General features: G+C 38.4%; 6 protein-coding genes. 2 read left to right on the top strand and 4 right to left on the bottom strand.

Going from position 1 to position 6365, the window contains the following annotated elements; genetic code table 11:
* The first annotated feature begins 164 nt into the window (after positions 1-164).
* The gene (gene ric / locus U8D43_RS04755) at positions 165-866 is read left to right on the top strand and encodes an iron-sulfur cluster repair di-iron protein (protein ID WP_335869846.1); all 702 of its coding nucleotides are present in this window, start codon (positions 165-167) and stop codon (positions 864-866) included.
* Between the two features lie 1139 nt (positions 867-2005).
* Here ric and U8D43_RS04760 read toward each other — a convergent pair.
* Together U8D43_RS04760 and U8D43_RS04765 are read right to left on the bottom strand one after the other, a co-directional pair.
* Positions 2006-2338 (bottom strand): YolD-like family protein, encoded by a 333-nt coding sequence (locus tag U8D43_RS04760; RefSeq protein WP_335869847.1) that lies wholly within the window; start codon positions 2336-2338, stop codon positions 2006-2008.
* A 15-nt stretch (positions 2339-2353) separates the two neighbouring features.
* On the bottom strand, positions 2354-3616 hold the full coding sequence (locus U8D43_RS04765; protein WP_335869848.1) for a Y-family DNA polymerase: 1263 nt from the start codon (positions 3614-3616) through the stop codon (positions 2354-2356).
* A 312-nt stretch (positions 3617-3928) separates the two neighbouring features.
* Here U8D43_RS04765 and U8D43_RS21155 point away from each other — a divergent pair, with 312 nt between their 5' ends.
* Entirely contained in the window at positions 3929-4021 is a 93-nt protein-coding gene (locus tag U8D43_RS21155; RefSeq protein ID WP_503626972.1) for a YqzH family protein, read from the top strand.
* Between the two features lie 250 nt (positions 4022-4271).
* Here U8D43_RS21155 and U8D43_RS04770 read toward each other — a convergent pair whose 3' ends face one another.
* Positions 4272-5054 carry an SDR family NAD(P)-dependent oxidoreductase gene (locus U8D43_RS04770; protein ID WP_335869849.1) on the bottom strand — a complete coding sequence of 261 codons (783 nt, stop codon included), beginning with the start codon at positions 5052-5054 and terminating at the stop codon, positions 4272-4274.
* A gap of 17 nt (positions 5055-5071) precedes the next feature.
* The gene (locus U8D43_RS04775) at positions 5072-6037 is read right to left on the bottom strand and encodes an MBL fold metallo-hydrolase (protein WP_335869850.1); all 966 of its coding nucleotides are present in this window, start codon (positions 6035-6037) and stop codon (positions 5072-5074) included.
* Between the last annotated feature and the right edge of the window lie 328 nt (positions 6038-6365).

A 6365-nucleotide genomic window follows, 5' to 3' on the forward strand; every position in this document is an offset into this window, starting at 1 on the left:
AAGCGATATCAACGTTTATAGACTGGTCAGAGAAGCAACAACCTTTGTAAAAACAGCGTTATTAATCGTCGATTACTAATTTAACTTATTTTTTGATACAAATCACATTCCTTTTGTGACTAGCTTGTTTTACACTCATAAACTAAAAAATCGGAGGTATATCCATGAAGCAAGTATTAACTGATTCCCAAACAGTGGCAGAAATTGTAACGAAATTCCCTAAAGCTAGCGACCTATTTAAAACCTATCGAATTGATTTTTGTTGTGGTGGAAATCGTCCCTTAATTGAAGCAATTCAAGAGAAAAATCTTTCCGTAGGAGAAGTACTTGGAAAATTAAACGAACTTTATCAGCAAATGTTTGCTTTAAGTGAAGCCACGATTGATTGGGAACATTCTAGCTCACGTGAATTAATCGAGTATATTATTCAAAAACATCATGCCTATCTAAACGAGGAATTACCACTTCTTAGTCCTTATATAACAAAAGTACACAGAGTTCACGGAGCAACACATCCTCACTTAGTCACAATTCACAAGCTTTTTTATGAACTAAAGGCTGAGTTAGAACAACATACCAGCAAAGAAGAAACGATCGACTTTCCTTTAATTTTAGAATTTGAAGAAAACCCTACTGAGCAAAACCGTCAAAAGCTACTAGCTGTTGTACAAGAATTGGAACATGAGCATACTACAGCCGGCACTATTCTAAAACAAATGCGTGAGATTACGAATGACTATACACCACCGGCAGGTGCTTGCGGAACATACCGGCTCGCTTATCAACGTCTCGAAGCGCTGGAATCCGATTTATTTCAGCATATTCATCTTGAGAACAACATTTTATTCCCACGTTCTGTTTCCTAAGACTGAATTTCCCCTTAAATGGTTTCATTTAGATAGTAACAGTCAAAAAATTGTGATTTTAAGGACATAAGTAAAAAGACAAACGAGTCGTCAATTGGCGGCTCGTTTGTCTTCCAGAAGGCTCTTTGTATGAAAACTCAATTGGTAGGAAGCATAACTAAACTAAGCCCTCAATATTCACATTTTTTGGGGCCAGTGATCTTGTACTAATCCTACAATTTTATAGTACTTACGCTGTCTGTTGTCCTGTTAATTCGAAATTATATCCTTTCTTTTTTAGGTATTGAATCATTTTTCATTCATCATGGCATCCATTTTGTATGAAAACTCAATTGGTAGGAAGCATAACTAAACTAAGCCCTCAATATTCACATTTTTTGGGGCCAGTGATCTTGTACTAATCCTACAATTTTATAGTACTTACGCTGTCTGTTGTCCTGTTAATTCGAAATTATATCCTTTCTTTTTTAGGTATTGAATCATTTTTCATTCATCATGGCATCCATTTTAAGCTTCACCTCGCAATTTATTGACAATACATGTGACAGGATACGTAGTAAAAAAATTTTGTATACGTGATAAAAAACACAATAGGCGGTTCTTCTAAACTGTCACAACCAGTTTTTCGTACAGGGTATCCTCTCTTAGAGATAGATCCACCAAAGAGTCTTCGGACTGGTCGTATTGTTAGTAAACAGTATGGTCAGCTAATTAATGGGATAGACGATTATTCTGTGTCTTTAGGCTGGATTTTCATGATAGGCGGTGGCGGCGTGAAGCGAGCGCTGCCATCGAGTTTTTCGTATACATTGTGGCTCTTTCATCTCATTTTTGACTAAACCCTCCATTTCACTGTTGATTTCCATCAAAAACAGGCGAAATGATGCCCGAAACAAAATTATATCCAAAATGATAAACTGATACGATAAAGCAACAAACTTTGCGACACAGCCATTTATCAAAAACTATTTGTAAGTATCAGCATTACAATATGCAAAGTCTCTTTTTGTATAGTTTGTACCTAATAGCTACTAAAAATGGATCGTTTCAGACATTTTTCTGAAAATTATATATGAAATAATACAAAAGATAACGCAAACCCTATTATTTCTATGATTTACAACCTTGATAGTACATTTCTAATCACTCAAACGAAGATCGATGATGCGCTTGAGCGCAACTTCATGCTTAGCCTCGAAACGATCGATCACCTGAAACGTTTCACTGTAGGCATCCCAGGAGTGAAGCGTGCCCACCAGTAATTCATAGCGCTTGTTAGTGTAGTGGGTAATGGTGACACACTTCCCGTATTCCATCGCTTCCGCAGCAACGATGTTTAAATCCTCTAGCTGCTGTTCATCTATTTCTTTTTCCTTTTCGAAGCTATCTTCCTTTGACCAGTCTCGAAGTAGCTTCACGTGCTCTGGTAGCATCATCGAGGTCCATTTCATTCTTCCGCGATCACGAATCATCCTTCTCTCTCCTTTCTAGGCTCTATGTCCGCCCACTAACCGGGCCCGGTGTCTTGCCGTTCCTGCGTTTGTATACGAAACCGCTCGAAGAATTGCTCCAGAGCCATACCGATTTCGTAATCGATCCATCACATAGCCCAGCTCTCGTTTTTTCGTTAAGTCCGGACGAAATAAATCAAGCTGCAGTGATTCGTCGTCGACAATATTCGAAAGCGATATCGAAATTTGCCGGACGGTTTTCTTTTCGTAATGCTCATGAAACAATTCAAGGCATACCCGGTACATTTCCATCGTAATATTCGTCGGATGCTCAATTGAACGAGAGCGATGAAACCCACCACCAAATTCATCTTGACTATAGCCTAAGCCGAAACTAATCGTTCGTCCGGCCTTTTGATGATTCCGTGCTCGGCGTGCTACTTCTTCACACATCTCTAAAATAACATGCTTAATTTCTTCTTCCTTTTTATAATCTCTGAGTAGAATTTGACTTTTTCCAAAGCTAATTTGCCCTTCCATAATTGGGGCCCCAATTTCCGATAAATCCACTCCCCATGCATGATAGTGAAGCTGATTGCCCATTACACCAAATTTAACTTCCAATTTTTTTAGGTCGTAGCGAGCAAGCTGACCAATTGAAAAAACCCCCATCCGGTTTAACGTTCGTTCTACCCTTTTGCCAATTCCCCACATTTCACTCAGCGGCGTCACAGGCCAAAGCTTCGTTTGAACATCCTCATACGTCCATTCGGCAATTCCTGTTTTTTTCGCCTCTAAATCTAAGCATAACTTTGAAAGCAACATATTAGGACCAATCCCTATGGCACACGGTAACTGAAATTCTCTTTCTATATCTGATCTAATTTTCTCGGCAGTCGTATGAGCATCTCCCCATAAAGTCGACACTCCATCAATCGCTAAAAAGCTTTCATCAACTGAGTACGTATGAATAGCTTCTTTCGGAACGTAGCGGTGAAATAGACGGGTAATCTCTGTCGATATTCGGATGTAGGTCGCCATTTTCGGATTCGCCAAAATAATACGGGGATCATTTGGAATCTCAAAAAGACGGGAACCTGTTTTAATCCCGAATTCCTTCTTCAGTTTCGGAGAAGCTGCTAACACGATACTGCCCTGCCGCTCCTGATCTCCAACTACTGCTAAATAACACTCAAGAGGATTTAACCCCCTCATGACGGCCGAACAGCTGGCATAAAAGCTCTTCATATCGATGCATAAAATCTTCCGTTGTGGTAGCCTACTGTAGTCTACTGTCATGTTCTCCCCCTCAAATAGAACATTTGTTCTAATATTATTTATACCCAAAGTTTATACGAATATATGTTCGTTTACAATAAAAATTCATCTGTTATCTAAATAAATTCATATTGGAAGGCTCTTTTCGTATACATTGTGGCTATTTCATCATATTTTTGATTAAATCTTTCATTTCACTGTTGAATTCCATCAAAAATAGACGAATCTAAGCTAAATCATAGATAATAGACTGATACGAAAAGCAACAAACTTTGCGAAAACAGCCTATTGGAAAGAAAGAAAAATAAGTATAATCAATGTGTGGTGAACAAAATGGAGGGGCAGTTTCTCAAGAAAATGGTGGTGCAATGCTTTCAACAATATGGACATAGTGAGGCTTCTCTCCCTATAAACGAAGAGGATTAGGAGGACTTCTTTCACCACATCGAGAAGCAACTTCAAAGCAAATCACAAGATCTTCATGAAATCATTCAAGGTGTGGTGTATGAATATTTGATTAGCTAAATCATTGCTTAAGTAGAAAAGAATAAATTTATTGGTTAAAATCACTAATCAAAAATTTGATCGTATTAAAAAAATTAGAATAGATTGAATTCTATCGGTTTCAAAAAGAAAACGCCACTCTCATTTTCTGACGTTTCAGAAAAAAGTGGCGTTATTTTTGATAAAAGGATTTGCCTCCTAGTTTTTCAACTACACTCGGCATTATTGTATAAACTTTACTGATCACATTCATCCAGTTAGGCAAGTTGATTTCTCTTTTATTCGTAAACATATAATAAACGATTTTTCCCGCTACTACTTCAGGCTTTAGCATCCATTTTTCTACACTTTTAAGATAATTCCCGTTCCGATCAGCAACATCAAAGAAATTCGTTGCAATGGGTCCAGGGTTAACGGCCATTACTTTGACATCGAATGGCTTTAACTCCAGGCGTAAGGCGTTGGTATAACCAAGGACAGCGTGCTTCGTCGCTGCATACGCACTCGATTTAGGGGTCGCTAGTTTTCCGGCTTGTGAAGCTATATTGATAATTTGTCCGCCTCTTCTTTGCTTCATAAGCGGTAACACTTGCTTTGTACATGAAATTAGTCCGAGTACATTCAAATCAAACATTCCTTTGATGTCTTCAAATTGAGCCTCATCAGCATCATCAAAGACCCCATACCCGGCATTGTTTACTAATACATCAATCGCCGGTAATTCCTGTCGAATTAAGCTAAAAATATTTTCAACCTCATTGATATTAGTGACGTCAACGGAATAAATTTGAACCTTTATCTTATATTTCTCATGAAGGTCTTGTTGAATCGCTTGTAGCTTTTCCTTATTTCGAGCGAGCAACACAACGTTTCCACCTTGCTTGGCACATTCATAGGCAATGGAAGCACCTAACCCACCTGAGGCTCCCGTAATCACTATATATTTCCCTTTCACAGCGGGCTGCCTCCTTTTTAAGCTGAATACATCGCTACCCCGTACTCGTTATGTGTAACACTAACTTCTCCAACATCTAGTAAGTAATCCAATTGACCTAATGTTTCCGACATCGTTAAGCCTAGTTCCTTCTTAAATATTTCTGGAAATAATTTTTGGCAAATGTCAAAACAGCTTTTAGGTTCTTCCACCAGCATATCTCTCACCTTCATGGCGCGTACGTGCTGGCGCTCTAAACGTCTGTTTACAAGTTCATGTACAGCGTTAATCTCACTACCATGACCACTAAAGGCAAGCGAAATATCGTACTCTAGCATTTTACGTAGAGAGGCATTGTACTGTACTTGAGGCATTGGTCGTTCTTGCTCCATTTGTTCCGCAGGCTCAATTAAAGGATTAGAGGAAATATGTGCGATAAGATGATCGCCTGCTATTAACACTCCATCTTTTTCACGATAAAAAGACAGATGACTTTGAGCATGTCCTAAAGTTTCAATTACTTTCCATTCTTGCAAGCCCGGGATAGCATCTCCTTCTTGTAATACACCTGTTAATGTGCGCTGACACATCCATTTCAATGGAGCCCGTAAACGGTCTAAAAAAATAAGAAACTGTTGAGGTAAACCGAGTTCCAAAAATAGCTCAGCATAAAAATCATCATGTCTTTTGAAAAAAGCTTCTGTTCGCAAGAGCCAATCCTGATTATACGAGTGACCATAAACAGGAACCTCATGTGAAAAATAGTCAAGCAGTCCCGCGTGATCAGGATGATGATGCGTTAACACAACCTGTTCAATATCTTCCGGACAATAGCCCAAATGGCTAAGTCCAGATTTCATAGCTTCCCATGCTTCATCTGTTTTCGGACCTGCATCTATTAACGTCAACACATCACTTTTGATTACATACGCATTTACATTGCCCACAGCAAATGGCGTTGGAATCACGATTTTCCCTATATTGCCATACCATTTTGAATTCATAACTAATTCCCCTTACTTTACTAAGACCTTTTATCTTTTAGTTTATCGTTTTTTTAGGAGAATGTCATGGATTACCTGTCGACTCTATCTCCAAGACTTTCCTCCTTATGAAGAAGTTCTAGGTAAAAGACGCATTCATATACTGAACTATTCACTAGTCAATCATCCAAAAATCAATTAAGATATACCAGGCGTGTTGATTATCCATTTTCAGGCAAACTAATCCCGTAGAAAATCCGGGCGTTTTTTAAAACTACACTCATTTCGGATAACCAATCAATTGGGAGATCATTTATTAAAAGAAGTCTTGTAAATGAGATAAATGATA

Source organism: Bacillus sp. 2205SS5-2 (assembly GCF_037024155.1).
GTDB lineage: Bacteria > Bacillota > Bacilli > Bacillales > Bacillaceae_K > Bacillus_CI.